General features: G+C 42.0%; 24 protein-coding genes. 7 read left to right on the top strand and 17 right to left on the bottom strand.

All coding sequences use genetic code 11. The features are described 5' to 3' along the window. Positions 1-182: 182 nt before the first annotated feature. The 3 genes from LOR49_RS12815 to LOR49_RS12805 all read right to left on the bottom strand — a co-directional run bounded on the left by LOR49_RS12815 (position 183) and on the right by LOR49_RS12805 (position 1,774). A complete protein-coding gene (locus LOR49_RS12815; protein WP_240377133.1) occupies positions 183-479 on the bottom strand; it encodes a hypothetical protein in 297 nt (98 codons plus the stop codon). Continuing rightward, entirely contained in the window at positions 463-741 is a 279-nt protein-coding gene (locus LOR49_RS12810; RefSeq protein ID WP_240377132.1) for a hypothetical protein, read from the bottom strand. The genes LOR49_RS12815 and LOR49_RS12810 overlap by 17 nt, the downstream gene beginning before the upstream one ends. A 667-nt stretch (positions 742-1,408) precedes the next feature. Then, entirely contained in the window at positions 1,409-1,774 is a 366-nt protein-coding gene (locus LOR49_RS12805; protein WP_240377131.1) for a hypothetical protein, read from the bottom strand. Positions 1,775-2,085: 311 nt separating this feature from the next. Here LOR49_RS12805 and LOR49_RS12800 point away from each other — a divergent pair, with 311 nt between their 5' ends. Continuing rightward, positions 2,086-2,439, top strand: a complete 354-nt coding sequence (locus LOR49_RS12800) for a DUF2512 family protein (protein ID WP_240377130.1) — start codon at positions 2,086-2,088, stop codon at positions 2,437-2,439. A 671-nt stretch (positions 2,440-3,110) separates the two neighbouring features. Continuing rightward, positions 3,111-3,806: a YjjG family noncanonical pyrimidine nucleotidase gene (locus tag LOR49_RS12795; RefSeq protein WP_240377178.1), complete on the top strand. Its 696-nt coding sequence runs from the start codon at positions 3,111-3,113 to the stop codon at positions 3,804-3,806. 449 nt (positions 3,807-4,255) lie between these two features. On the opposite strand, the gene LOR49_RS12790 is transcribed toward LOR49_RS12795, so the two are convergent. From LOR49_RS12790 to LOR49_RS12780, 3 genes are all read right to left on the bottom strand, one after another. Continuing rightward, positions 4,256-5,209: a C-terminal binding protein gene (locus LOR49_RS12790; RefSeq protein WP_240377129.1), complete on the bottom strand. Its 954-nt coding sequence runs from the start codon at positions 5,207-5,209 to the stop codon at positions 4,256-4,258. A gap of 805 nt (positions 5,210-6,014) precedes the next feature. Next, positions 6,015-7,688, bottom strand: coding sequence for a dihydroxy-acid dehydratase (gene ilvD / locus LOR49_RS12785; protein WP_240377128.1), 1,674 nt, complete (start codon positions 7,686-7,688; stop codon positions 6,015-6,017). Positions 7,689-8,075: 387 nt separating this feature from the next. After that, positions 8,076-8,750, bottom strand: a complete 675-nt coding sequence (locus LOR49_RS12780) for a FadR/GntR family transcriptional regulator (RefSeq protein ID WP_240377127.1) — start codon at positions 8,748-8,750, stop codon at positions 8,076-8,078. 310 nt (positions 8,751-9,060) lie between these two features. Here LOR49_RS12780 and LOR49_RS17655 point away from each other — a divergent pair, with 310 nt between their 5' ends. The 3 genes from LOR49_RS17655 to LOR49_RS12770 all read left to right on the top strand — a co-directional run bounded on the left by LOR49_RS17655 (position 9,061) and on the right by LOR49_RS12770 (position 10,819). Beyond that, positions 9,061-9,492: a CBO0543 family protein gene (locus LOR49_RS17655; RefSeq protein WP_338021150.1), complete on the top strand. Its 432-nt coding sequence runs from the start codon at positions 9,061-9,063 to the stop codon at positions 9,490-9,492. Continuing rightward, positions 9,492-10,028, top strand: a complete 537-nt coding sequence (locus LOR49_RS12775) for a CBO0543 family protein (RefSeq protein WP_338021149.1) — start codon at positions 9,492-9,494, stop codon at positions 10,026-10,028. Before LOR49_RS17655 ends, LOR49_RS12775 begins: the two co-directional genes overlap by 1 nt. A 437-nt stretch (positions 10,029-10,465) precedes the next feature. Continuing rightward, entirely contained in the window at positions 10,466-10,819 is a 354-nt protein-coding gene (locus LOR49_RS12770) for a SpoIIAA family protein (protein ID WP_240377125.1), read from the top strand. Between the two features lie 184 nt (positions 10,820-11,003). Here the strand turns inward: LOR49_RS12770 and LOR49_RS12765 are convergent, their stop codons facing one another. From LOR49_RS12765 to LOR49_RS12725, 9 genes are all read right to left on the bottom strand, one after another. Beyond that, entirely contained in the window at positions 11,004-12,521 is a 1,518-nt protein-coding gene (locus LOR49_RS12765; RefSeq protein ID WP_240377124.1) for an acetyl-CoA hydrolase/transferase family protein, read from the bottom strand. 178 nt (positions 12,522-12,699) lie between these two features. Further along, positions 12,700-13,347, bottom strand: a complete 648-nt coding sequence (locus LOR49_RS12760) for a LytTR family DNA-binding domain-containing protein (protein ID WP_338021147.1) — start codon at positions 13,345-13,347, stop codon at positions 12,700-12,702. Between the two features lie 175 nt (positions 13,348-13,522). Continuing rightward, positions 13,523-13,963, bottom strand: a complete 441-nt coding sequence (locus tag LOR49_RS12755; RefSeq protein WP_240377122.1) for a Dps family protein — start codon at positions 13,961-13,963, stop codon at positions 13,523-13,525. A gap of 101 nt (positions 13,964-14,064) precedes the next feature. Beyond that, on the bottom strand, positions 14,065-14,850 hold the full coding sequence (locus LOR49_RS12750; RefSeq protein ID WP_240377121.1) for a sulfite exporter TauE/SafE family protein: 786 nt from the start codon (positions 14,848-14,850) through the stop codon (positions 14,065-14,067). Between the two features lie 55 nt (positions 14,851-14,905). Beyond that, a complete protein-coding gene (locus LOR49_RS12745) occupies positions 14,906-15,136 on the bottom strand; it encodes a sulfurtransferase TusA family protein (RefSeq protein ID WP_240377177.1) in 231 nt (76 codons plus the stop codon). 39 nt (positions 15,137-15,175) lie between these two features. After that, positions 15,176-16,303 carry an MBL fold metallo-hydrolase gene (locus LOR49_RS12740; protein WP_240377120.1) on the bottom strand — a complete coding sequence of 376 codons (1,128 nt, stop codon included), beginning with the start codon at positions 16,301-16,303 and terminating at the stop codon, positions 15,176-15,178. A 39-nt stretch (positions 16,304-16,342) separates the two neighbouring features. Next, positions 16,343-16,903 (bottom strand): sulfurtransferase TusA family protein, encoded by a 561-nt coding sequence (locus tag LOR49_RS12735; protein ID WP_240377119.1) that lies wholly within the window; start codon positions 16,901-16,903, stop codon positions 16,343-16,345. Between the two features lie 23 nt (positions 16,904-16,926). Further along, on the bottom strand, positions 16,927-17,406 hold the full coding sequence (locus LOR49_RS12730) for a DsrE/DsrF/DrsH-like family protein (protein ID WP_240377118.1): 480 nt from the start codon (positions 17,404-17,406) through the stop codon (positions 16,927-16,929). Between the two features lie 87 nt (positions 17,407-17,493). Next, positions 17,494-17,754, bottom strand: coding sequence for a metal-sensitive transcriptional regulator (locus LOR49_RS12725; protein WP_240377117.1), 261 nt, complete (start codon positions 17,752-17,754; stop codon positions 17,494-17,496). A 738-nt stretch (positions 17,755-18,492) separates the two neighbouring features. On the opposite strand from LOR49_RS12725, the gene dpaL reads away from it, so the two are divergent. Then, positions 18,493-19,719, top strand: coding sequence for a diaminopropionate ammonia-lyase (gene dpaL, locus LOR49_RS12720; RefSeq protein WP_240377116.1), 1,227 nt, complete (start codon positions 18,493-18,495; stop codon positions 19,717-19,719). 141 nt (positions 19,720-19,860) lie between these two features. Beyond that, positions 19,861-20,865, top strand: a complete 1,005-nt coding sequence (locus LOR49_RS12715; RefSeq protein WP_240377115.1) for a DUF3231 family protein — start codon at positions 19,861-19,863, stop codon at positions 20,863-20,865. A gap of 105 nt (positions 20,866-20,970) precedes the next feature. Here the strand turns inward: LOR49_RS12715 and LOR49_RS17525 are convergent, their stop codons facing one another. Together LOR49_RS17525 and LOR49_RS12700 are read right to left on the bottom strand one after the other, a co-directional pair. Then, positions 20,971-21,498 (bottom strand): UGSC family (seleno)protein, encoded by a 528-nt coding sequence (locus LOR49_RS17525; RefSeq protein WP_273701401.1) that lies wholly within the window; start codon positions 21,496-21,498, stop codon positions 20,971-20,973. A 75-nt stretch (positions 21,499-21,573) separates the two neighbouring features. Continuing rightward, positions 21,574-22,611: a hypothetical protein gene (locus LOR49_RS12700; RefSeq protein WP_240377112.1), complete on the bottom strand. Its 1,038-nt coding sequence runs from the start codon at positions 22,609-22,611 to the stop codon at positions 21,574-21,576. Positions 22,612-22,682: the final 71 nt, after the last annotated feature.

Below are 22,682 nucleotides of genomic sequence, written 5' to 3'. Positions count from 1 at the left end.
CAAATTATAGACTATAGTCTATAAAATCATAATTCAATATGCAGAAATTGTCAATGTCCATTATAACCTGATATATACAACAAGTTTTTCTTGAGTTTTCTTCTACCCCATACCCTTTTTGATCTTTATTTTTTGTTTATGAATATCAATTAGTAAAGACACAACTCTAAAAATATAGCCTTCTAAACTTCCAAAAGCAACAATTGGTCCATCAAAATTAAACTGTACCCAAAGTAATGCTTATTAATTAAAACAAATACAGATAAACCCTGCATTTTTGCTTGGTGTAAGCCCAATCTAACCCAATACCCTTTTAACGTCCCATCCGGTATTTGTTTTGCAGTCAAAGTGGGCATATATGATAATCGCTTATAAGCGTCCAAATAGATCCGTTCCTTTACTTCTGGAGGATAAGCAAGTATATTACTCAATTCATCGAGGGCAGTTTGCGACCAATAAACATTATAAATGTTGTTCACTATCAAATTCCTTGATTTTATTTTGAAGATACTTTAGTCCATGCTTTTGATCATAGGTGCGTCCATTTGTACGATCTTCCCGGCTTTTCTGTATTTGACGGCGGAGTTCCTTATCCTTAGATAACAAGTCTAAATCGATTTGCTCTATCGCTTCTCTTTCTCGTTTCATGTTTAGATAACCAATAAAATCATATACTTCAGCCGCATCTTCTTCGTGAATAAAATCAATTAGCCGCTTTAGTTCTTCACGGTTAACGCTCATTTAAACACCGCCTCGTTATTATTAACAACATTATAAAATTGGATCATTAAAAATACTTGTTCTTATGTGAAACTCAACTCTTCCTCAAAAGTTGGAGTTGCACTTATTAAGAAACTTGTTATAACTTTCCAATCAATCAGCTCACTCATACTTTTTTCCACGACTCCCCGAACCGCTATGGCGCTGTTTCCGCATACTTCTATTTTTAAAACATCCTACAAGGTATATACGGTAGCTAGTTTTGCGATTGCCCACTTTTATGGCGTCATACCACGCATTTGGTGTCGTTATCTCAACCATCCCGGCTTTTCACGACTTCATACACCGCTCAATTTCATGGCGTCATCACGCGCGTATGAGGGTGTTATTCCAACGATCTCGGGTTTTCACGACATCATACACGGGCTATGGTGCTTCTATATCAGCAAAAGCCTCTTTTCACCACTGCATATGCCGCGTGTGAAATTCATCTAAAAATACGAACTAGCGGGTAGTCACATTCCGCCACTACCGACGCCGTCCAGATAAACACGGATACACCCGGGTGTCCGTTCAAAGAAGGCTGCTGTACCACCAGCAACATAAACGCCACCAAAAAAGCCATGTTTCTCATCTTACTAGATGGCTCCATGGCTTATCAGATTAGAGGCTTTTGATACAATCCTATTTATTTTTGATATTCCATTGTGTATCCTTTTTCGTTTGGCTTTTTTAGACGATGTTTACGAAGTGCCTGTGAAGAAGAAAGGGCATAGATAGCGCCAAAAACAATAAAAAGACCGGAGTGGACAGCATTAAACAACAATACGGAATCACTTGATCCCATAATTAGTGCTGACCAGAACAAAGGGCAAAAGATCCCTATTAATGAAATATTGCGACCTGTTTTTATCCTCTGTATCAAACGTTTTTCATCATCATCGGCCGGCTTTGATTTTTTCTCCGCAGGTTGATCCCCCTTTGCTTTTCTTAAGACTTTCCTACCGGCTATCGTATAAGGACAATAGCTTGCGATGCGAGTTAAGATATTCAATCCTTGAACCTCCTCGTATAACTTGTTTCGCTCTCATGTACACAAAGACATCGAAAATTTTCGTCACTCACAGTCCCTTATGGGGTTTATGTAATAACAAAGGTTCCGATATCTCACGTGCGACGTACGCGTTTTTGATAATTCAGATTTTACCCAATGTTTCAAAGCAAAGTCAAATTGTTATCTAGCCCTTTGGAGCAGTATTTTTCTATTATGGGGTGTGGGTGGGATAAATATTACGAACGACCATGGTATGGAGAGTAAAATGAACATTGTTGGTAATCTTACAATGCTAAAGGAGTGTGATCAAAATGGTTGGGTTATTTGTTAAACTAATTGTTTGTCCCCTCACCGTCATTATTGCCTGGTTGATATTCCCAAATGTTAGCTATACAGAGCTGTATCAACCCATTATCGTGGGTTTCATCCTTGCTGCAGCCGCTCATATGATGGAGATATTCCTCTTAAGGAATGGAACTTTCTGGCTTAGTACAGTGGTCGATTTTTTTGTTGCCTCTTTCATCGTTTATTTTGTTTCTCTGTTCCAACAAACCCAGGTAACAATCATTGGCGCTTTTATTACCGGCGCTTTATTAACCATCAACGAAATATTTCAACATCGGTGGTTAATCAACAGCGGGAGAACAAAAAAGGCACCTTCTTAAAAATTCTGCCGGGATCTCACAGACTTTTTCCAAGCAAACTATGGCAACGTCTCCTCAAACCCTATGGAGCTATCCTCTCTTCCTGGTACCATATGGAGTCCGTCATTGTACGTGACTCCTTTTCCTTAGAAACAAATTTCTTCCCTCAACGTCATCTTCATGACGAAAAATTCCGCTTCCCATCACTCTATGCCCTCCATCGTCCACTGCGACACTGTTATGTTGACAGTCCTCTATTTTCAATGCATCCTACAAGAGTTATGAGATATCTATTTCATCTACCTCGCGATTTCATGGCCTCATGAAGGGTGTATGCTGTCGTTATTTCAGCGCCCCTTTGTTTTCATGTCTTCCTACGAAGGGTATGATGCCTCTATTTTTATCACCGCTCCATTTCAGGACATCATTGAGGCCGTATGATGCTCTTATTTCAACGGCTTCCTGGTTTCACGTCTTCATATACGGGCTATGAGGTCTTAATTTTTGCGTTCGTTCTCTCCATTTCACGCCTCTATTGGAACCTGGATGATGCCCTTTTGTTTTTAACGTTTTCTGTGGTTTTGAATTAAAGGCATTAATTCATAAAAAAGTTTGATACAATTTGCTTGATATATAATATGGAATATCTAAGTGTCCCAATTAGGGGTCGGTCATGAGAAATGGAGGTAGCGATGAAATACGAAATCATATTGTTCGATGTGGATGATACGTTGTTTGACTTTGGTATGTCGGAAAAAAAGGCACTACATAAAGCTTTTGTAGAGTTCGGGTTACCTACGGGATTGGTGGATTATGAGGCTACTTACAAAGAAATTAGCAAGGTTTTATGGAGTGACCTAGAGCAAGGACTTATTACTTTATCAGAGCTGAAAGTAGAGAGATTTAGGAGGTTATTCCTTGCGCATGAGCTTGAAATCGATGCAGATACGTTTAGCCGTGTTTATCTTGGATATTTGGGCAATGAAACACATCTTGTACAGGGCGCCGTAGAAGTATGTGACAATCTTGCCGGTTGTCGGCTGGCCATTATAACAAATGGATTCACGGATGTGCAGACATCACGAATCGAGAGCTCTCCTCTCTGCCATACATTTGAGCATATTATTATTTCTGAAGAAGCTGGATGCCAGAAGCCCGAAAAGGGTATTTTCGATTATGCGTTTTCCAAGCTGCAGGTCACAGATAAGGCGAAAGTGTTGATCGTGGGCGATTCTTTGACCTCCGATATTCAAGGGGGAATCAATTACGGAATTGACACCTGCTGGTTCAATCCGCATCGTAAGGAAAACAATATAGGAATAAAACCGACGTTTGAAATCCGTGAACTGACGGATCTTATTAAGGTTGTAGGTAAGATGGAGAGTTGAGAGATTTTAAGCGAACCGTTCGAGAGGTTACATAGTTGCTTCGATATTTCTATTTCCTTGTTTGTCTTGCTTTCAAGTCTCCCGCAATCGGCGCGATTGTGGGAGATCGCAGATTTTAATAAAAATGAATAATAATTCACAATAGAAACAATCCATTTTAATCAATCTTTTTTCAAATTGGATTGTTTTTATTTGCCTTGAAGTATGGATCTATGGGTTCTTTTCAATCAAATTTTATTTAAAAGCTAAATGTCTCGATTAGCAACATACAATCTACGTGTCACTGTTATTTCCGTTTTCTTGTCGGTTCCTAGCTTCATTAAATTACCCAGACATGTTTTTGTTAACGGCATCACAAAGGGGCTGCCATTATATCTGAATGGACAGCCCTCTTTCTATATAGGTGGAAACTTGCATTTTATAAAGCCCTGATTATCGTAGAATAGTATTTATAATCCGTTCACAATGTTATAAGGTCGTTCTCCTTTGGCGATCATCAATGCGGTATTTGCTGCTTTTTGACGTAATTCGAGAAACGCTTCCTGTGAATAAAAGGCGCTGTGCGGATTAATAATCAAGCGACCGCCGAGCCAATCTTCACGGTTACGCCACGCCTCGATTAATTTATCATCTTTGGGCGGCTCGTCGGGCATTACATCGAGGGCAACGTTTGCCAGCTTCCCTGTTCTCAACGCGTCATAGATAACATCTGTATTTTTCAAGATCTTTCCTCTTCCGGTATTCACAAGTGAAGCTCCGTCCTTCATCTTACTGATGAAGTTTTCGTCAATCATTCCCACCGTTTCCTTCGTCAGAGGGGCGTGAACAGAGATGATATCACTCTCTTTTAACAGGTCATCAAGAGACTCAACTCTCTTTGCTCCGAGTAGTTTGTCGTGGCCTCGTTCTTTATATGGGTCATAAAATACGGTCTGAAAATTCATATGGTTTGCCTTTAGAATCGTGCTTCCGCCAATACGCCCGGCACCGATAAAGCCGACAACGGTTGAGGAAGTACGGTGGATCGCCGGGTTTGTATTTGCCTGCCACGTATCGCGGTACGAGCGGGCATGGTAGTCATAACCGGTCATTCCCCGGGCAATATTCATAATCATCGTGATCGCCGTATCACTCACTTCATCGGTTCCGTAATCGGGATTGTTACAAACATAGATCCCTTTTTCTCGTGCATAGTCTAAATCAAAATTTTCAAACCCGACCCCAAAACGAACCATTCCACGTAAGTTCGGATATTGATCGATCACCTCTTTTGTAATTTCATTTCTCCAAACAAGTAAGACCTCAATTTCATCTTTGGACTCTTCTGAATAATAGTCCCCGAGAATATCCTTTTCAATCGTCAAATCTTCCATTACATGATCCGTGATATATACATTTTTCATCCTGAACCTCTCCCGCTTTTTTATGTAAAAAGTCTCCTTTTCGCTGTCTGTTACACAGCGGAACCCTGTGTTTCTTAAAAACCTTCCTGTTGGCTTTTTTGTTCGGGCAACAACCCGGTAACGCGGTCTGGTGACAATTCAACCCTTCCAGATTTAGATGGGGACTTTTCGATCCCAACAGATCAACGTCTTATTCATTATGATATCATCTCAACACTAGTTTGTTATCAAAAACAAGTAAGTCGTTCGAAGCAAAAACTGTTTTCATAGCCCCATCGGGTACGGATGACGTTGTTATTCTGGGACTCTTCAATTTTCATAGCTGCATACAATCCCTATGACGTCGCTATATTGGCGTTCCGCTAATTTCGTGGCTTCATGCAGGGGCTATGGCGCCATTATTTCATCGATCCTTCGTTTTCACAACCTCATACAACCCCTATGACGCTGTTATTCTAACCAATCTCTATTTTCATGGCTTCATCGACCCGCTATGAAACCGTTATTTTAGACAATTACTATTTTCACGACTTCATACGAGGGCTATGATGCTTCTATTTCTATGGTACTTTGTTTTCACGACCGCAAACAACCACTATGATGCTGCTATTTTGGCGATCCACTCATTTCACGGCTGCATAAGGGTGCTGTGATATCTTTGTTTCATTGGTTCCAGTTGTGATCGTTCATTCACGCATCCTTTTCGTGAACCCGTCATGGAGCTGGAACACTGTAACTGAACTGCGAAGAAAATAAAGACCGCCTGAAGAAGGCAGTCTTTATGAAAAATCGTAAACTATGAAAATTAAATACTCATAATGCCGCCTTTTGATGCGTTTGTGACCAGTTTGGAATACCTTCCCAACCAGCCTTTTTTGATCTTCGGTTCGAAAGGTTTTAGCGCTTGGCGGCGTTCTTCTAAAACATCATCCGTTACGTTTACGTTTAACGTTCGATTTGGTAGGTCGATCACGATAATATCCCCGTTTTCAATCAAGGCAATCGGTCCGCCTTCTGCCGCTTCCGGCGAAATATGTCCGATGGAAATGCCGCGGGATGCGCCTGAGAAACGGCCATCGGTCAAGAGGGCTACGGTGCTTCCTAAACCACGGCCCATAATAGCGGAAGTTGGGGCTAGCATTTCCGGCATACCCGGCCCGCCTTTCGGTCCTTCATAGCGAATGACCACAACATGTCCTTCTTTGACAGCTCCATTATCAATGGCTTCCTGGGCCTCTTCCTGTGATTCAAAAACAATGGCTTCTCCTTCAAACTCTTTAATGGATGGGTCCACCGCTCCTACTTTAATCACAGCGCCTTCGGGGGCGAGATTTCCAAATAAAATGGACAATCCGCCAACGGGACTGTGAGGGTTATCTTTCGTACGGATCACCTGGTCATTCGTGATGTCGTATCCTTTGACCAGTTCGCCCATTGTTTGACCGGTGATCGTCAAGCGATCTGGATGAATTGCATCAGGAATTTTTGTTAGTTCATTAATGATGGCACTGACACCGCCGGCTTTGTTGATATCATCCATGGACAGATCCGATGCCGGCATAATTTTGGCAAGATACGGAACGCGGGCTGCTACTTTATTAATATCCGCTAAGTCATACTCAATTTCTGCTTCGTTCGCAATCGCTAACGTATGGAGAACGGTATTCGTGGAACCACCCATCGCCATATCGAGTGCAAAGGCATCATCAATCGCTTCTTTCGTGATAATATCACGAGGCTTGACGTCTTCTTCGATCATGCGCACTAAATGTTTAGCCGCTTCATAAATCAATTCTTTCCGTTTTTCGCTCGTTGCGACAATGGAACCGTTCCCCGGAAGCGCTACCCCGAGCATCTCCATTAAACAGTTCATCGAGTTTGCGGTGAACATACCGGAACAAGAACCACAAGTCGGGCAGGCGTTATTTTCAATTTCGTTAAATTCCTCTTCCGACATTTTTCCTGATTTATACGCGCCGACTCCTTCGAAAACAGAGGTTAAGGAAAGTTGTTTTCCGCTGGAACTCACTCCTGCCTCCATTGGCCCCCCTGAAACGAAAACAGAAGGAACATTCGTACGAACAGCAGCCATTAACATACCAGGTGTGATTTTGTCACAGTTCGGAATGTAAAAAACACCGTCAAACCAGTGGGCATTAATAACAGTTTCCGCACTGTCCGCAATGAGCTCACGGCTTGGCAACGAATAGCGCATGCCAATATGCCCCATCGCAATACCGTCATCCACCCCAATGGTGTTGAACTCAAATGGAATACCGCCAGCTTCGATGATGGCGTCCTTCACGACTTCTGCAAATTCACGCAAATGAACGTGACCTGGGATAATATCGATATATGAGTTACAAATCCCAATAAACGGTTTATCTAAATCTCTTGCCTTTACTTTCCCTGTCGCATATAAAAGACTACGGTGAGGAGCACGATCCACTCCGATTTTAATCATGTCACTTCTTCTCATACCAGCACACAACCTTGCTTTTTATTTGTATAAAATTATATTAAATCGTATGTTGTCTGCTGTCAATATGGTTGTATGACAAAGGACATGAACCATAAAATAATCCGAACGATTGCGTGCAATCTGTTCGGATATTTAAGAAGGTAATTGCTAACGTCGTTTCGTCAAAATACTTCGCTTTCCGCGGGCACGGCCTCGGGCCAACAGGATGTTGGTCACAAGGGCGTTGCCACAGGAGTGGCGATCTTAGCCTTTGTTCCTTCTTCTCACTTGGATCTTCGGCTCGCGCTGTTCCCGCAGGAGACTTCGTATTTTGACTACACTTAACATTTACTTTCCTTACATTCAACTTTTCAGAAACCAATTTACTGGAAGTGCGAAATTGAATTATTCAATTCCCAACTCCTGCATCGCGTGCAAAATATGAATTTGCATGGCACTTTTGGCACCTTCTGGATTACGGCTTTTCATAAATTCCATAATCAGTTTATGGTCCGTGACCGTTTCTTGAATGGCCGACTCTTTTTTCTTAGACAGGATCACACCCTTGTCAATCGCTTGATAAATAACCGGCATTAATTTCTCCATAAATTCATTATGGGTCGCCTTGACGATCGACTGATGAAATTTTTGTTCCACTTCGGTCCGGTCTTCCTTACGTTTAATTTTTTGTTCGATTTGCCGTCCATACTCTAAAATGCTCTCAAGCTCCGCCTCACTTGCTCGGATCGTTGCATAATAAGCCGCTTCTGGCTCAAAGATTAAGCGCATTTCATACAAATCTTTTGCATTAATCTTCGCTTCCGAAATCGTATCAAACGATTCCATGATGCTTAAATCAATATCTTCTTTAACGAACGTCCCTCTCCCGCGTTTAATTTCTAAGATACCATTTGTGACCAATATGCGGATTGCTTCACGAAGTGTTGTTCTACTCACATTTAATTCCACGGAGAACTCATTTTCATTTGGAAGCTTGTCCCCCGGAAGAAAGCGTTTCTCTATCGCAATCATTGACATAATATCGTCTGCTACGCTGTCAGACAGCCTTTTTTGCGTCATCTAACATATCCACCCTGTTTTCTTTTCAGTATAGCATATAAGAAAATTGTCTATTCTACAGCTCCGCCCTTGTTATCTTCTCCCGGCAACTTTTCCAACATCACTAAGACAAATGTCACAATCGGGCAAGTAAACCATTGTTTTTCCAATAGCCTCCACTACAAAAAACGACCCATTCGTAAATAGATAAATCTTATTCTTTCTGTCGATACTACCTGGTAGCAAACATTCCCAACAGGAGGATTCGCATGACTGGTAATCGTAAAGAAAGGATAATTATTGGTCTTTCTTATATAATTGGCATTTTTTTATTGGTAAGTTTGTCCCGAAAAATAAACTTCGCCATGCCCATTTCTCTTTTCTTTCTAAACAGGCAACCACTCAACTTTTCGGGCTGATTGTTGTTAGTTTGAACCTTATCGAATATCCAAAGCGTTTTTTATTTAAACATACTTACAAAGGCAGCTTTTCTTTTGAGTATTTTTTATTCCCGGTTCTTAGTGTTATGTACAATCTTTATTACCCAGATCATAGAAATATTCTAGTAAGAGCGTTATACAATTTATTCCATACATCTTTGCTTACAGGGATAGAACAATTCATTGTGACGTACACAGGCTTAATTCATTATAAAAAATGGACATGGTATGTAAGCTTTATTACAATTGGGATTTCCAACCTCCTGTCGCATGCTTATTATAAATGGTTCTTTAAAAATACGTCTGGCGGTGGATCTTCGTGATGAAATTTGTCCTTACTTCCATTCTGCTTCAAATCATACAACCTTTACTACTTCTAATAGCTACTTTCAAATGGGGAGATTGGCGAAATTGGGAGAAGTATTATCCAACCATCTTATTCATTATTTGCCTGGATTTCTTCAGCTCCATTTTAATGTACGAGCATCCACTTTGGATATATAAAGAATCTCTTTTCCTTCCCAACCACACATTGACTGACTTTTTTATTGTTTTTATTATGTATCCAACTGTCATCTTGCTTTTCCTGGCAAATTGTCCAAGTAAGAGGATGGCACAAATTGGCTGGATTCTATTGTGGATTACCACATTTAGTGTGACTGAATTTATTTCAGTCGCATCTGGATTAGGGGCGTATGAAAACGGCTGGAATTTCGGGTTGTCTGTACTCTTCAACTGTGTCATGTTTCCTATCTTATACATTCACCATCACAAACCATTGTTGGCATGGCTGTTAGCGCTATCGGTTGCCCTCTACATAATACTATCGTTTCACTTCCCAATTGAAACGATGAAGTAACGTAATCTATTGAAGGGACAAATTCTAGTGTCCTCTTATGGAAGCAAGTACCTTCTGTTATATGAGGGAAAACAGTCTTTCCTTTTGCCGTTCACTAATTAGTCCGCATTGTTTTTTTCGTTTTGTGTTTTTATAAATAAAATAAAGAGCCGATTGACATGACGCTGTTGTTTCAACAAATTCTTGTTTTTATAGCATCATACGCAGGCTATAAGGTATCTATTTCTACGACCGTTCAATTTCATGGCGTCACAAAGGCCGTATGGTGATCTTATTTTAACATTTTCTTACTTTCAAGCCTTCATACAACGTCTATGAGTCCTTTATTTTCCCGCTCGCTACCTTTCATGGCTTCATTGGGATAGTTGTTTCCTTGTTTCACTCATTTTTAAAAAAGGAACAGTATATGAACAATAAAATGAAAGGAGGCTTAATCCATGATTGAAATTGCAAGCATTCAAAACAGTCCGGTAATAGAAGTAGACGTAAGTGATAAATTAACGAAAGATGATATCCAAGAGATGGATGATTTCTTTGAGAACAGAGTGAGTGAAAATGAAACCGTGAATATTCTACTTCTCATGGGGGATTGGGAAGGTTTGACGTTAAAGGGGCTTTTGGAAGATTTCAAAATGGTTAAGCACATGAAAAAAATGGACAAAGCAGCCGTTGTCGCCGACAGTAACTTTCTCAAGGCAGACTCGAAAATAGAAAATTTGTATCCAGGGTTAAGAGTAGCTTATTTTGAAACAGATGAAAAAGAAGCAGCCAAAAAATGGCTCGAGGAATAAAGATAAAACATCCATATTGAAGGTTTAACCATTCGACAAGCAAAAAGAATAGCGGCTGTCCGCTTCATATCAGTTCGTCAACCGATTGGACAGCCGCTTAGAAAACTCGCAAAGCGGGTGATAGAACAACTTTCCCAACTATACAGGCAATCATGTCGCCTATGAGGTCTGGATAGTCTATTCTTTACGTATACTGATGTGTTTTTTCAAGCATCGTTCCATGTTTTGCAAAGTTGGTATGCCAGGAAAAGGCTTTTTCTAGTACGTGTGGCGTTTGTCCGCCTCGTTCGCATGCTTCCTCAAAATAGTTTTCTAGCTGATCCCGGTACATGGGGTGGGCACAGTTGCGAATGATGACGGGCGGGCGTTCAATGGGAGACAATCCCCGCAGATCCGCATACCCTTGTTCAGTAACTACCACATCTACATCATGCTCGGTATGATCAACGTGGGACACAAATGGCACCACACTTGAGATGTCCCCGTTTTTCGCGATTGATTTTGTTACAAAAATAGATAGCTTTGCATGTCGTGCAAAATCGCCCGATCCTCCGATTCCATTCATCATTTTTGTTCCCGATACATGGGTAGAGTTGACATTTCCATAAATATCGAATTCTAACGCTGTATTCATCGCAATCAGACCTAATCGTCTAATGATTTCCGGATGATTGGATATTTCCTGCGGGCGCAGCACAAGACGATCTTTGTAGTTCTCCAAGTTCGAGAATACCTTTTCAAACTTGGCTTCTGATAAGGTTAAAGAACAACCGGAAGCAAAACGTATTTTCCCTGCATCCAGTAGATCGAACACCGCATCCTGCAACACTTCCGAGTATACTTCCAAGTCTGTAAATTCAGACTCTAACAAACCATATAGAACAGCATTTGCTACCGACCCGACTCCTGATTGCAACGGTGCTAAATTTTTAGGAAGCCTGCCTTCCTGATGTTCTTTTTTCAAAAAGTCAATGAGATGCTCGGCGATTTGGGCGGTTTCCTCATCGGGCGGTACAATCGTGGACGGACTGTCTTGCTGGCTGGTGAGAACAATGCCTTTTACTTTAGTTAAATCAACGGGAATTCCAATGGTTCCCATGCGCTCGTCTACTTGTTTAAGAGGTATCGGATCTCGTTTCCCTTGCGCAGCCAATTCATAAATATCATGCATGCCTTCTAACAACTCGGGCTGTGCCGTGTTTACTTCAATAATGACCGACTCTGCCTTTTCTATAAAAATGGATGAGTTTCCAACAGAAGTCGTCGGAATAATTAATCCATCCTCTGTAATCGAAACCGCTTCCACAATTGCAAAGTCAATCTTATGCAATGCGTCATTCCGCAAGTACTCGGCAGTATGAGAAAGGTGTTGATCGACAAAAAGCATATCGCCACTATTTATTTTCTTTCTCATAACAGAATCCGCCTGAAACGGAAGACGTTTATTTATAATACCAGCCTCTGCCATTAAACGGTCCACATCGGATCCTAACGAGGCCCCTGTGTATACATTCACTTTCAATTTTTCTTTCTCAGCACGCTCAACGAGTGCCAGCGGAACCGCCTTCGCGTCTCCCGCTCTCGTGAAGCCACTTAAGCCCAGTGTCATTCCATCTTTTATCCACGAAGCTGCTGTTTGGCGGGAGACTACTCGATCTTGCAGCTGCGGATAGCGTATACGTTCCACAACGCTTTTACCCACGACAATCCCTCATTTCAACGTATTTTTTACAATCTTATCAGTATTTTTTGTATTATTCTTGTCATTTTGAATGAAAGGGCTTAATCAATGGATAAAACAGAAAAAAAGACACATGAACCAGAAAGCTGCAATAGAAAAAAGCCATGAATATATGTACTCATGGCTCTACGTTTAGCTATTAAAATCCAAGTGTGTGTCGAAAATACTTGGCATAGGTCTGGCCGACCGGCACCTTTGATCCGTCTTTCAGGATCAACAAGAACGTAGAGTGGGAATCAGGCTGAATTTCTTCTATAAAGGTAACATTAACGATATAAGACCGGTGACAGCGTATAAATGCATCTCGTGGAAGCAAGTATTCGAGCTCACTTAAGGTATGTTTATTCGTTCCTAAACCTTTTACAGATTGAACCCATGTTTTTCTATTGTGGGCCTCTACGTAGATAACATCTTGTAAAACAACCGGCTTCCAACTGTCTCCTGCTCGTATGGTTAAAATATCGGAAAACAGCTGCCTTCTTTTCGCAGGAAGAATAGCAGTCACACACCCTGCCGGACTACCATCCCTTATTATCGGTACGGACGTCCCAAAATAGGGAACTCCAAATACTTGGCTGCTTACATTTTTCGATGTTTTTTTCTGTCCGGTTAAAGCTCGATAGCTGACTGTGTGTTCATGTAGTTTATCCCCTGGTTTGATTTTTAAATCTATTAATTTGCTTGGTTTATAGTAAATAAAGTGATGAGGGTCTGCTACCGCGTAGGAAGTCTCTTGAGGAAAAATTTCTTCGAAGCTTTCGATCAATGAGGTTACAGAAACATCCACCACTATACCACTCCTCATTCTTTCTCTTGCTATCAGAATAGCTGAAAAGAGGAGTTAGAGCAAGAATACGATACAAAAATGTTTGAATCTGTTGACAGATAGGCAGCAACCAAGCGGGCTGTCCGTTTGAAATTCGTGTCAACTAAATGGACAGCCCCTTTTCTTTCAGGAAACGTTAGACTGATTTCCCTAAATAAGCTTTTAACATCCACACGTGTTTTTCAAGACTAGTATGGATCGCGAGCAGCATATCACTCGTTGTTTCATCACCGGCCTGTTCGGCGACTGACATGCCTTCTTTTAACTCCCCAATAATCGCACTAAAATCGTTGACGACAGTCTGGACCATCTCATCAGCAGCCTCTGCTCCTGTTGCATCTTGAATAGAAGCCGTCTCCAGGTAATCTTTTAGTGTAGCGATCGGCTTTCCTCCGATAGCGAGGAGTCTTTCTGCCAGCTCATCGTTATGGAGAGCGGCCTCATTATACAACTCCTCAAACTTGGTATGTAACGTGAAGAACTGATCCCCTTTCACATACCAGTGATAATTATGAAGTTTCACAAACAACACATTCCAATTTGCAATTTGCTTATTCAGTACTTCTTGTAGTTCCATTCGATCCACTCCTCCGTTTTTTAAAATTCACCGGGGCGGTTCATATATACACGCCCCTTATTTATACGTTTCTTTTTGTTATATTCCCCTATTTTGGCTTTTTAAAACAAGATATCTATCCACATTTTGACCGCGGTAGTTAGGATAAGTAAGCCGAGTATGATCTGCAGTGTCTTGGTGTTTACTTTTTTCCCTGCATTGGCTCCTAATGGAGAGGCCAAAAGGCTTGCGATAATCATAATGACAGCCGGAATGATTAGCACTTGACCTGTGGCCACTTTCCCCGCTGTCGAACCGATTGACGAGATGAAGGTGATCGCTAATGAACTGGCGATGGTCATTCTAGTGGGAATTTTTAATACGAGAAGCATGATTGGCACTAAAATAAACGAACCGGCTGCCCCTACAATCCCTGCTCCTATCCCTGTTACAAAAGCAAATGATGCGGCCAGCCACTTATTGAAGGACACGTCTTGCAACGGAATATCATCTATGCCCTTCTTCGGGATAAACATCATGATCGCAGCCATAGCTGCCATCCCACCGTACACGATATTAATTGCCGAGTCAGGCATCATATTCGAACCGAAGCTGCCGATAAAGCTTCCTAACAGAATACTGCCCCCCATATACAGAATTAATGTTTTATTTAAGTATCCCCCTTTTCGGTAAGCCCATACACCGCCAATCGTAGCAAAGAAAACTTGTACAGCGCTTATCCCTGAGACTTCATGGGCTGTAAATGCCGTGAAGCCTAAAAGAGGCGGGATGTATAAAAGCATCGGATACTTAATGATGGAACCGCCAATTCCTACCATTCCTGAAAGAAAGGAACCTACAAAACCAATTAGAAAGAGTAACAGGACAGATAAAATAGTATATTCCATTATTCACCCCTCTTTTCCCATAAGAAAGGGGCTGGTGTTGGTCAGCCCCTTTCAGTTATTCCGCTTTTTTAATCCAAAAGATAAACACGCCGTCTTGCTCGGTATCGTCTAAGAGCTCGTGTCCGCCTGACTTAGCCCAGGCTGTCAGGTCACTTTTTGATCCTTTGTCGGTCGCGTGCACTTCTAAAATTTGTCCAGCTTCTAACTGGTTCATCGCTTTCTTTGTTCGTACGATTGGCATGGGACAAGCCAATCCTTTTGCATCGATTACCATATCTGCTTTCATAGTCATCTTTCCTCACTCCTGTATATAGTTATTTTTCTTTTACCGAACGGCACAACGATTTGGGCCAATTTCCATTTCACGTTGCGCTTCTTCATTTGGGACAATCTTCCCCATGTTTGTTTTCCTGATTTCATCATATGCGTTGGGCTGTGGGGGCAGGTTTTCCGTTACGAGGCTCCGGAATTCATCTTCATCCTTGATATTTAACCCATGATTACGGGCAAATAACGTGCCGAGCCGCTCCGCTACACTTCCATCCTCATTTAATTCAGACGTGATCATAAAGTGTGCAGGAAGTACCGTCAACTCTTCAGAAAGTTCTCGGTACCGCGAGTAAAGGGATTCTCGTAGATCAGCTACCCAGTCTTCTGCCTTCCCGGCCAAGTCAGGACGTCCAATCGAGTCGATAAATAAGATGTCACCGGTAAATAAATACGTGTCGTCTACGATAAACGAAGTGGAGCCAATCGTATGACCCGGTGAATAAAGAGCATGAATCTGAATCGCTGTCTCCCCGATCGTGATCTGATTCCCATCCTCTAGCGGTTCATAAGAGAATGTTACTTCCACCGCGTCTTTTGGCGGCAGCCAATAGGTGGCGCCCGTTTCATCGGCGAGATTTTTCCCACCAGAAATGTGGTCCGCATGCAGATGCGTGTCAAAGACATGTTGGATGGAAACACCCATTTTTTCTGCAAAATCTTTGAATACATCTGTCATCCTCGTGGCATCAATAACCGCTGCTTCCTTCCCGGATATCACCATGTAAGAAAGACATCCTTTACCAAGACGGACAAACTGATAGATGGCTCCCCCGCCTTTTAAGTCACTAATTTTGACGGGTTCCAGATGCTCACTCCATGTTTTCATGCCGCCCTGCAGCTGATACACATCCATTCCCTCATCCGAAAGCATCTCCGCAATCATTTCAGAGGAACCTTCTTTCGCACAAACAACCAGGACATCTTTATCGGTTGGTATTTTATCGATAATAGGCTCCACCCCATCCAACAGCTCAAAGTACGGTACATTCAAGTACTCGATATTCTCCCCTTCGATTTTCCAATCAGCAAAGGCGTCCTGATTCCGGACATCGAGAATAAATAATTCGTCTTTGTTTATTACCTTTTTCGCTACATCCGCAGCAGTCCATGTTGTCACAGACATGACAATTACCTCCCTGGGTATATATTTTTTAAAAAATTTTTAAAGACTCTCCGTCTTTCCTTGCCAATCACTCATTCCTGGCAGGACATTCGTGACATTGGCAAAACCGTGTTTTGACAGTAATTGAGCTGCCATGTCACTACGATTCCCTGTTCGACAAACCACATAAATCTCATCTTCTTTTTGTAATTCTTCCAGGCGATTTTCCAGGCTGCCGAGTGGGATCGATATCGCGCCGGGAATATGGTTAAATGCATATTCTGCATGCTCCCGTACATCAATAATGGTGATCATATCATCCAGTCTTTTCCCTAGTTCTTCATTCTTTACTGTCTTTGGATAGCTCATTTCCTCTCTATCCTCGCCCCCTTTTTTACGGATATAATGTTTCCATACCTCCCCTTCTTGCACGGTTCCAAGGTAATGGTTCCCTGTACTCCCTGCCCATGCTTTCAGGTCTGCAGTCGATCCTGCATCTGTTGCGAGAATCTCCACTACTTCCCCCGAAGCAAGATCTTTCAACGCTTTCTTCGTCTTCACAATCGGCATCGGACAAGCCAGTCCTTTGGCGTCTAATACGTAATCTGTTTTGATTGTCATCTCGACTTCCTCCTTAGGCACTCTTAGATAAATAAGTTCACGTTGCCTTCTTCAGCATCTCCTAAATAAGCCGCAACCCCGGCATATTCAATGTCATCCAACAATTCATCTTTTTGAAGCCCAAGCAAATCCATCGTCATCGTACAGGCAACGAGTTTAATATCTTGCTCTCGTGCCATGTCAACTAAATCCGGCAAAGGCATCGCATTATGCTTTTTAATCACATGCTTGATCATTTTAGGTCCCATTCCTGCAAAATTCATTTTCGAGAGACTCATTTTGTCTGCACCTCTCGGCATCAACTTCCCAAACATTTTCTCTATCATGTTCTTTTTAACAGCGACGTGCTTATCCTTACGAAAAGCATTCAGTCCCCAAAACGTGGCGAAGATGGTTACCTCATGGTCATAGGCCGCGGCCCCGTTTGCAATAATAAAAGCAGCCATTGCCTTGTCATAATCTCCGCTGAATAAAATAATATTCGTCTTTTTCTTCTCTGACATGTTCCTCACTCCTTTTTATTAATTACATATACCTGTACGGGTATACAGGAAGTTAAAAAAATAGAGAAACCTTTTTGCTCTATTTTTTTATCTACTTTTTACTAGTAAATTAACCGCCTCTTGCACTAGCTTTTCTGTATCTTCGCCTTTTTCCACATTTTCGCGAATGCATTCTTCCAAGTTTGTACTGACAACAAGACCAATCGCACGATCCAACGCATTCCTTGCTGCTGACATCTGTCCAACTACGTCACGGCAGTCTTTGTCCTCTTCCATCATGCGCAAGATAGCCTTCACTTGCCCTTCCACTCTTTTCACTCTATTTTTCATTTGATCGTTGTATTCCATGTGGTCACTTCCTTTAATGTTTCTATAGATAGAATATACCCCCTAAGGTATATTGTCAACCCTTCTATCCGCACTTCTTTAAAAAAAGGTAACACACTGTAATTACGAAGGCAAAGATTAACTTAAGGTGGGGACAATATTACGCATCCGGACCTTATTATGAAAGCATGAAACCAGTTCATTTACCTCTTAGTCATCTGATTGGCACCCAGTCACACGTTTATAACGCCTTTATTTTACAAGAATTCCATTTTTAGGGCACCGCAGGGCTGGTATGATGCTGTTATTTTGGAGAAACGATGATTTCATGACTTCATTCGAGTGCTATGATGTCTTTATTTCAACAGACCTTCCGTTTCATGACCTCATACAACCGCTATGGCGCTGTTATTTTAATGAGTTGTTCATTTCACGGCTTCATTCGAACACTATGATGTCTTTATTTCAACAGATCTTCCGTTTCACGACCTCATACAACCGCTATGGTGCCTCTATTTCGACGGATCTTCCGTTTCATAGCTTCATTCCATTCCTATGATGCACGTATTTTCTCCCCCCTCTCTTTTCACGACTCCATACGAGTGCGTTGCCGTTGTTATTTCAGCGCTGGCATACGTTTTATCGAGAAACTCATTACTGCCACCAAGAGTTGATTGACTATTATGTAAAGTGTGTTATATTTTTCATTAAATCATGAAACAACATAAAACACTAAATCGCGCAAGGAGCATACAACACATGGATACATTAGCTGATAACAGAAGTAAGGGTATTTTAAACAAAGCATACAAGCCCGTATACAATGAAGAGGAGCTTGCCTTTTTTTCACCGGAGAACATAAACGAAGTACTGACGTTTCAACAATCGCATCCACTTTACACAAACACACCGCTGTATTCATTAAAGAACTTGGCTGCCTATTTGCAAGTTGCGGACATTAAAGTGAAAGATGAGTCGCAGCGCTTTGGTTTAAATGCGTTTAAAATAATGGGCGGTATTTACGCTGTAGGAAAATACATAGCAAAGAAATTGGATCGAGATATCGCGGACTTAACGTTTTCGGAGCTGCAATCTCCCGAAATGAAAGAACAAATAGGGGATGTGACCTTTATTACCGCAACGGACGGAAACCATGGCCGCGGGATTGCTTGGGCCGCAAGGGAACTTGGACAAAAGTCTGTTGTTTACATGCCAAAAGGTTCGTCTGCCACCCGGCTGGAAGCTATTCAACAGGAAGGGGCTTTCGCGGAAATAACCGACCTAAATTATGATGATACGATTCGAATGTGTTCTACGTTAGCGGAAGACAACGGCTGGGTTCTTGTCCAGGATACGGCGTGGGAAGGATATGAGGAAATACCGCTTTGGATTATGCAGGGCTATTCAGCCATCGCTGCGGAAATCGTCGAAAAGCTGGAGTCTGACGAGGAAAAAGCACCGACTCATATTTTCCTGCAGGCGGGTGTCGGTTCTTTTGCTGCCGGAATAGCCGCTTATTTCACACAATATTATCGCGACAATCCCCCCATCATCGTTGTCGTGGAGCCTGATTTAGCAGATTGTTACTACCGTTCCTTTGCCAATCCAGACGGTGAAATGGAATTTGTTACCGGGCATATGAATTCGATCATGGCCGGGCTATGTTGCGGCGAGCCCAACAACCGAGCATTTCGAATATTGAAACAGTATGCTTATGCCTCCTATTCATGTGCAGACCCAATTGCAGCGCTCGGAATGCGCGTGCTCGGAAATCCACTGTCCACAGATCCTAAAATTATTTCCGGAGAATCCGGTGCAGTGCCTCTAGGACTACTCTTCTTCCTCCGGGCGTATGAAGAAAACGCAGCTTGTCAAAACCTAAAACTCGATGAAAACGCTAACGTCCTTGTGTTAAATACAGAAGGGGATACGAACCACGAACATTACTTGGATATCGTCTGGAAAGGACACTATCCGAATGATTAGCGAGCCCTTGTGCCTGTCGGTGAAAGCGGCCGCCTGCAGTGAAAATCTAATTAAATCATGAAATTAACTCACCTCAAAATTACCATTTGCATTTATATTTTTTGGTAAAGTGGTGAACCTTACTAATGAGGTGATAGTGAGATGGACAAGAATCATTTAACACTTACGTCTTCCGAAATTGGGTCCCTATGGATGGAGTACGTGAATGGGACCATGACAGATATAGTAAATAGATATATGTTTTCCATTATTGAAGATACGGCTATAAAAAATATTTTTGATGATGCACTTAAGACATTTGAAAAGCAAAAAAATCAACTAGCCACTTTTATGGAGAACGAAGGGTATCCAGTCCCCATCGGATTTACGGAATCAGATCTTCATAAAGGTTCAGAGAAATTATTCTCTGACCAGTTTTGCTTAATTTATTTACATGTCATGACGTTACACGGTTTGTTAGGCCATACGTCTTCATTAAGCATTTCTGTTAGAAAGGATTTACGAGAGTTTTATGATGCATGTGGTAATGACGGTAAAAGGATGTATCATCAAACCATAGAGTTAATGCTGGAGAAAGGAATATTTCAAAGGGATCCAATCTTTTACCCTACAAAAGCACCGGAATATGTGTCCAGCCAGGATTTTAAAGATGGTTTTTTCGGAAAAGGAAGACGTTTAACCGCGACTGAAATCATAAGTATTTCTTTTAACCTTAAAAAAAGTATAATGGCTAAAGCGCTTTCCATTGGGTTTAGTCAAGTGACACAATCAAAGGAGGTAAGAAAGTTCTTAGAGAATGCGGAGAAAACAATTGATAATCAAATACAGTCTCTGTCAAAAATAATGCACAAAGATAATTTACCCGTTCCTAAGTCCATAGAAACGGAAGTAACCGTTTCTACGAATTCTCCGTTTTCCGACAAGTTAATGTTATATCATATCGGTTTCTTGTTTCAAACTGCGCAGGTATACCAAGGGACAGGATTAGCGACAGCCATGCGAACAGACCTTGTAACCACTTATGAAGGTATCATTCTAAAAAATCTAACGGTAACAAAAAAATGGTTTAACCTTATGGTTCAAAATAAGTGGTTAGAACAACCACCGCTCGCTCCCAATCGAAAAGAACTCGCAAAAGAAAAATAGTCTACACAAGGGGTCATCCTACATATGGTCTCTTTACACGTAATCCGAATACAAACCCACGAAAAAGAGCAGAAACTTTTTTCCAGTTTCTGCTCTTTTTATTCTTTATCTCACTAAAAGCGATACCACATCTTCGCTCACTTGAACCGCTCTGTCTTCAAGCACTCGTTGTTCCGTTGCTGCAATCGGATGTGGGATTACGGCAAACGGATAGTCAGTGAAACCTTGTACCATCGCCATCGCCTTGCCGGATGGAACGAAAGGTTCCGTCAATACTGCTCCTGCGGGAATACCTAGCTTTTCCATTACTAATGCATCGAGCAAACTGCCCGAACTACAAGATCCTCAGTCACCGGTACCTGTAATGACACCGTCGCATTGCTGCGCGAGTGCTTTCGCTTCGTCGTCTGCGATCGGATGCGAAGATGATCGTTTGAGAAAGTAGATGACCTTTTTCAACTTGTAGGTGTCTTTCAATCGTTGACCAATCGCTTCTAAGACAACAGCGGAATTCGCCTTCCCATTGTCAATCAAACCAATCGTGGCGTCTTCGAGTGTATCAAGCCGCTCCGCCATTGCTGATTTTTCTGAAACGATCCCATTGGTCGGGTCTAACACTTTAATAGTGGTCATGGATGTCACTCCTTTTTCAAATGTGTTGCAATCCTTTTCAAAAGCTCATTAACCTAATGAGCGGTTTTACAATTGTCAGCCACCGTCTGTACAGGATTTAATCGAGCGGGTGATGGCTTGGGTTTGTTGTTTTGTTCCCCATCCCGGCAAGCACGCAGAGAAACGTCCAGCTTCCCCTCCAGCCACAATTAATAAAATATCATCCGGTGAAGGGACTGCCGTTTCCCATGTTTCTTCCGCTTCGGCCGTAATTTCACCAGATACCATTCCGTATTTTTTCATGTCGGCTGTCGACCGTTTGGCATGTTCAAATAAAAATTCTTTCACTTTCTGTTTATCCCATCCATATTTTTGGCAGGTTCGGTAATGTTCGGGACAAAGCACGACAGTGAATTGCTGATTTTTCAGCATATTGAACGTCCCAACAGCGGCCATACGATCCGCCATGGTCATTAAAATACCTTCCGGCTCTAAAGCAGAATGGTTTTGGATTTGATTCGGTCCTTCTGCGGCAATGACGGTAACCGTACTTTCTTCACGATCAAAGCCTTTTTCGACGTGAAGGGGTGCCCAGTCTGTTTCTTTTTCAGCAATACAAAAAGAAAACTTCCCCGGGTGACCGAGGGTGGCACGATCAAATTCGCGGCAACCGCCAAGATTATGTAACACAAGACGAACGGCTCGTCCAATCGTCGCATTGGCACGATGACCAGGACCAAAAACACTTTGCCCGTTATTGAATCCAAGTTGTTCCACCACGGGGCCATTCACGATTACCAAAATACCGGGACCATGCGTACTCGCAGTCGGTCCATGCAAACCGAATTTTTCATCACTCATCGCTGTCAATGCGGCGACGAGAACAGGAAAATAATCTGGCAGACATCCTGCCATCACCGCATTGGCCGCCACCTTTTCCGCGGTAAAAACCTTTTGCCGCTCTGGAATACCACCGATGACAAAATCCGGAGACAATCCCGCGAAATCCAGCATTTGCTGTACTTTTTCAGGAGTTGGCGGGATTATTGGTAGCCCGTCCGTCCAACCTTTCGCCATGTAATTTTCGTTTACTTCCGCAACATCTACAAATTCAAACAATTCAGATTGCAGCATAAGTCAACCCCTTTCTATTCTTCATTGTATCTATTTTACCACTTTTCCGACAAAAGTCATCATTAATTGCG

Origin of the sequence: Bacillus piscicola, from assembly GCF_022458745.1 — a bacterium.
GTDB lineage: Bacteria > Bacillota > Bacilli > Bacillales > Marinococcaceae > Alteribacillus_A > Alteribacillus_A piscicola.
The sequence above is the reverse complement of the archived record's forward strand: the minus strand, read 5'-3'. Positions and strand labels throughout refer to the sequence as shown.

What these genes read in the sequence shown, in the direction of transcription:
- LOR49_RS12810 (WP_240377132.1), bottom strand. Translation starts at nt 741, where the DNA reads ATGAGCGTTAACCGTGAAGAACTAAAGCGGCTAATTGATTTTATTCAC.
- LOR49_RS12800 (WP_240377130.1), top strand. Translation starts at nt 2,086, where the DNA reads ATGGTTGGGTTATTTGTTAAACTAATTGTTTGTCCCCTCACCGTCATT.
- LOR49_RS12795 (WP_240377178.1), top strand. Translation starts at nt 3,111, where the DNA reads ATGAAATACGAAATCATATTGTTCGATGTGGATGATACGTTGTTTGAC.
- LOR49_RS12790 (WP_240377129.1), bottom strand. Translation starts at nt 5,209, where the DNA reads ATGAAAAATGTATATATCACGGATCATGTAATGGAAGATTTGACGATT.
- ilvD (WP_240377128.1), bottom strand. Translation starts at nt 7,688, where the DNA reads ATGAGAAGAAGTGACATGATTAAAATCGGAGTGGATCGTGCTCCTCAC.
- LOR49_RS12780 (WP_240377127.1), bottom strand. Translation starts at nt 8,750, where the DNA reads ATGACGCAAAAAAGGCTGTCTGACAGCGTAGCAGACGATATTATGTCA.
- LOR49_RS12775 (WP_338021149.1), top strand. Translation starts at nt 9,492, where the DNA reads ATGAAATTTGTCCTTACTTCCATTCTGCTTCAAATCATACAACCTTTA.
- LOR49_RS12770 (WP_240377125.1), top strand. Translation starts at nt 10,466, where the DNA reads ATGATTGAAATTGCAAGCATTCAAAACAGTCCGGTAATAGAAGTAGAC.
- LOR49_RS12755 (WP_240377122.1), bottom strand. Translation starts at nt 13,963, where the DNA reads ATGGAACTACAAGAAGTACTGAATAAGCAAATTGCAAATTGGAATGTG.
- LOR49_RS12750 (WP_240377121.1), bottom strand. Translation starts at nt 14,850, where the DNA reads ATGGAATATACTATTTTATCTGTCCTGTTACTCTTTCTAATTGGTTTT.
- LOR49_RS12745 (WP_240377177.1), bottom strand. Translation starts at nt 15,136, where the DNA reads ATGAAAGCAGATATGGTAATCGATGCAAAAGGATTGGCTTGTCCCATG.
- LOR49_RS12740 (WP_240377120.1), bottom strand. Translation starts at nt 16,303, where the DNA reads ATGTCTGTGACAACATGGACTGCTGCGGATGTAGCGAAAAAGGTAATA.
- LOR49_RS12735 (WP_240377119.1), bottom strand. Translation starts at nt 16,903, where the DNA reads ATGACAATCAAAACAGATTACGTATTAGACGCCAAAGGACTGGCTTGT.
- LOR49_RS12730 (WP_240377118.1), bottom strand. Translation starts at nt 17,406, where the DNA reads ATGTCAGAGAAGAAAAAGACGAATATTATTTTATTCAGCGGAGATTAT.
- LOR49_RS12725 (WP_240377117.1), bottom strand. Translation starts at nt 17,754, where the DNA reads ATGGAATACAACGATCAAATGAAAAATAGAGTGAAAAGAGTGGAAGGG.
- dpaL (WP_240377116.1), top strand. Translation starts at nt 18,493, where the DNA reads ATGGATACATTAGCTGATAACAGAAGTAAGGGTATTTTAAACAAAGCA.
- LOR49_RS12715 (WP_240377115.1), top strand. Translation starts at nt 19,861, where the DNA reads ATGGACAAGAATCATTTAACACTTACGTCTTCCGAAATTGGGTCCCTA.
- LOR49_RS12700 (WP_240377112.1), bottom strand. Translation starts at nt 22,611, where the DNA reads ATGCTGCAATCTGAATTGTTTGAATTTGTAGATGTTGCGGAAGTAAAC.